General features: G+C 58.1%; 4 protein-coding genes. All 4 read left to right on the forward strand.

What is annotated here, in order from left to right:
• Window positions 1-662 (forward strand): DnaA/Hda family protein (locus Q0526_RS08990; RefSeq protein ID WP_298732694.1); only part of this gene is annotated, 662 nt, incomplete at its 5' end.
• Window positions 663-1150: 488 nt separating this feature from the next.
• Window positions 1151-2260, forward strand: coding sequence for a DNA polymerase III subunit beta (gene dnaN / locus Q0526_RS08995; RefSeq protein WP_298732696.1), 1110 nt, complete (start codon window positions 1151-1153; stop codon window positions 2258-2260).
• 4 nt (window positions 2261-2264) lie between these two features.
• Window positions 2265-2480, forward strand: a complete 216-nt coding sequence (locus Q0526_RS09000; protein ID WP_298732698.1) for an RNA-binding S4 domain-containing protein — start codon at window positions 2265-2267, stop codon at window positions 2478-2480.
• Window positions 2480-3583 carry a DNA replication/repair protein RecF gene (gene recF, locus Q0526_RS09005; protein WP_298732700.1) on the forward strand — a complete coding sequence of 368 codons (1104 nt, stop codon included), beginning with the start codon at window positions 2480-2482 and terminating at the stop codon, window positions 3581-3583. Before Q0526_RS09000 ends, recF begins: the two co-directional genes overlap by 1 nt.
• The last annotated feature ends 123 nt before the right edge of the window (window positions 3584-3706 follow it).

Consider the following 3706-nt stretch of genomic DNA (forward strand, 5'->3'; position numbering starts at 1 on the left):
AGGAATTTTTCCACACCTTCAACACGCTGCACAACGACGGGCGGCAGATCGTCATTGCGTCGGACCGTCCGGCCAAGGAGATCAAGAGTCTGGAAGAGCGGCTGCGCACCCGGTTTGAGTGGGGTCTGACGGCGGACATTCAGCCGCCGGATTTCGAGACCCGGGTAGCCATCGTGAAGCGGAAAGCCGAGCTGCTGAATCTGGACTTGCCGGATGACGTGGCGGAATACATCGCCAATCACCTGAAGCAGAACATCCGGCAGTTGGAAGGCGCGGTGAAGAAGCTGAACGCTTATTATATGTTGGAGGGCATTGCCCCCTGCATCGGCGTGACGACCACCGCCATCAAGGATACCTTGAACGACAGCCAGCCCATCCCGGTCACGATCGAGAAGATCCTCAACGAGGTAGCCCGCACCTACAATGTGATGCCGGCGGATATCCGGGGCAAGAAGCGCAACGCCAACGTGAGCGCCGCCCGGCAGATGACCATGTATATCATCCGGGAAGTGACCGGCATGAGCATGGAAGCCATCGGGCAGGAGTTCCAGCGGGATCATTCCACGGTGGTGTATTCCATCAAGACGATGGCCGAAAACATCACCAAGGACCAACACCTCAAAGAGATGTGCAGCGACATCATGAAGAACGTCCGCACTTAATGTTCTTTCTTTACAAAAAAAGAACCAAAGAAATTCCAATCAAAATCGAACGATGTTCGATTTTTGGTTCAAAAAAGAAGGGTCATCCCTTCTCTGGAATGGTTATTTGAAAGTTCTTTGCCTACTTTCTTTCAAGAAAGTAGGTTATCAACAAAGTTTTCCCTTTTCAACAGGCAGTTTTCAAGAGGCGCGGTGCAAAACCCAAGTTTTCCCTGTTTTCCACCGTTTTCTACACAGTCGGTGGAGAAAAACTCAACGGTAATTTTCCGCGCCGCTATCTGGTCTGGTGGAGTTTTCCACGGTTTTCACACCCCCTACTACTACTACGAGAATAGTTAATAGTTTCTGCGTCCAAAACGACGAAAACATTCTGCCAAACCCGGCAAAATGGCGCATCCGGTGTGGAAAACAAAAAGGGACCTATTTTACCACTCAACTACCCAGACGTCGGGCCTATCTGCAAGACAAAGACCGAGAAAGGACCTGCCATGAAATTTGAATGCGAAAAATCTCTGTTGGCGTCCGCCATTGAAGGCGTTTCCCGCGCCATCACCAACCGCTCCGCCATTCCGGTGCTGGAAGGCATCTACCTGAAAGCCGAGGGCTTCAACCTGACGCTGACCGGCTACGATATGGAGATGGGCATCACCACCACCATCGAATGCAACGTACTGGTTCCCGGCGAAACGGTGCTGGAAGCCAAGCTGCTGCTCTCGATGGTCAGCCGGATGCCTGCGGGGGATGTGCGCATCGAACTGACCGACGAAGGTCAGGCCATCATCAGCGGCGGCGTGGCGGAATTTGAAATTCCTGCCCTGAACGCCTCCGACTATCCCAGCCTGCCGGTGACCGGGGCGGACAATACCATGACCATCCCCACCAGCATGATGCGGGAACTCATCGAGAAAACCATCTACGCTGTCAGCCAGGACGACAAGAAACCCGCCCACACCGGCGAACTCTTTGTCATCGAACCGGGCAGCCTGACCATTGTGGCACTGGACGGCTACCGGCTGGCCATCATCCAGCGGGACGTGGAATGCACCCGCGACATCCGCATCATCATTCCCGCCAAGACCTTGCAGGAACTGCTCAAGATCATGGGCGGACCGGATGACCCGGTAAAGATCGACGCCAACCGCCGGTATGTGGTGTTCACCACCAACGGCTACACCATCATGAGCCGCCTGATCGAAGGCGACTTCCTCAGCTACGAGAGCGTCATCCCCAAGGACAAGCGCACCCGGGTGACGGTGGACTGCAAGACCTTCATCAACACCATCGAGCGCGCCTCCCTCATCATCACCGAGCGGCTGAAAAATCCGCTGCGCATCTCCTTTGCCGAAGACAAGATCACCGTGCGGTGCCAGACGCCGCTGGGCAAGGTGGTGGACGAGTTCCCGCCGGTAGAGATGACCGGCGACCCGGTGGAGATCGGCTTCAATAACCGGTATCTGCTGGACGCGCTGCGGTATTCCAAGTGCGAGCGGATGGTGCTGGAGATCAACGGCCCCTTAAGCCCCGTGAAGATCCTGCCCGAGGACGGCAAGGACTTCATCTATCTGGTGCTGCCGGTGCGGTTCAAGAACGAGGGCTGATCCTATGGAAAAACTGCGGATTCATACCGAGTATATCAAGCTGGACGCGCTGCTGAAATTTGCCGGTCTGTGTGAAACGGGCGGCGAAGCCAAGGAACTGATCCAAGGCGGCGCGGTCAAGGTCAACGGCGAGGTGTGTACCATGCGGGGCAAGAAATGCCGCGCCGGGGACACCGTAGAGCTGGACGGCCAGACGGTACAGATCGCGGAGGGCGGCTGATGCGCCTGACCCATCTGGAGCTGACCGACCACCGCAACCTGGCCCATGCTGTGCTGGACCCCGACCCCCACCTGACGGTGCTGTGCGGGCCTAACGGACAGGGCAAGACCAATTTGCTGGAAGCGGTGTGGCTGCTCACCGGGGGCAAGAGCTTCCGGGGTGCCAAGGACGCCGAACTGATCCGCCGCGGGTGCGAGTTTTCGGTGATCGAAGGCGCGCTGGAAAGCGACGGCACCGAAAAGACCATCCGTCTGACGGTGGGGGCCAAGGGCAGTCAACGCCCCGGCCGCACCGCCAAGCTCAACGGGGTGGACCAAGGCCGAGCCGCGGCATTGGCGGGCAACTTTCAGGCCGTGGTGTTCGAGCCGGACCTTCTCTCGCTGGTCAAGGGCGGGCCGGAAGGCCGGCGCCGGTTTTTGGACGCGGCGCTGTGTCAGGTATTCCGGCCCTATCTGGTGGCGCTGCGCCGGTATATGCGGCTGGTGGCCCAGAAAAACGCCCTGCTGAAAAGTTATGACATCACCCCCAACGGGGCGCTGCTGCTGGACGCTTACAACGAACAGTTGGCCCAGTACGGCGGGCAGATCATGGCCCACCGGCAGCGTTTTGTGGAGGCATTGGCCCCGGTAGCGGCCCAAAACTATGCGGAAATTTCGCATGGTGCCGAGGTTTTTTCGCTGCGGTACCAATGCTGTGCCGCCCAGCCCACCGCCGAAGCGCTGGCCGAAAAGCTGGCGTCGGTGCGGGGCAGTGAACTGCGGATGGGCTTTTGCATGGTCGGTCCCCACCGGGAAGATCTGGACTTGCAGTTGGACGGCCAGCCCGCCAGGATCTATGGCAGCCAAGGCCAGCAGCGGAGCTGTGTGTTGGCCATGAAATTGGCGGAAGCCACGGTGGTAGGCGACTTTTTCGGGGAACACCCGGTGCTGTTGCTGGACGACCTGCTCAGCGAATTGGACGACGAGCGGCAGACCTACCTGCTGACCCGGATGGGCGAGCACCAGACCATCGTGACGACCTGTGACACCGCCGCCTTTGCCCGGACCAACGGCAAGATCATCTATGTGAAGGCGGGACAGGCGTCGGAAAGTCCCATCGATTAGAGTTTCTTTGCTTCTTTCTTTGCAAAGAAAGAAGGAGACGAACCATGTACTTTCATGCCGGACAAGACTTTGTGCTGAACACCCGGGACTTGCTGGGTGTCTTTGACTTGGACACGGCGGGGG

Source organism: uncultured Subdoligranulum sp., assembly GCF_937890665.1.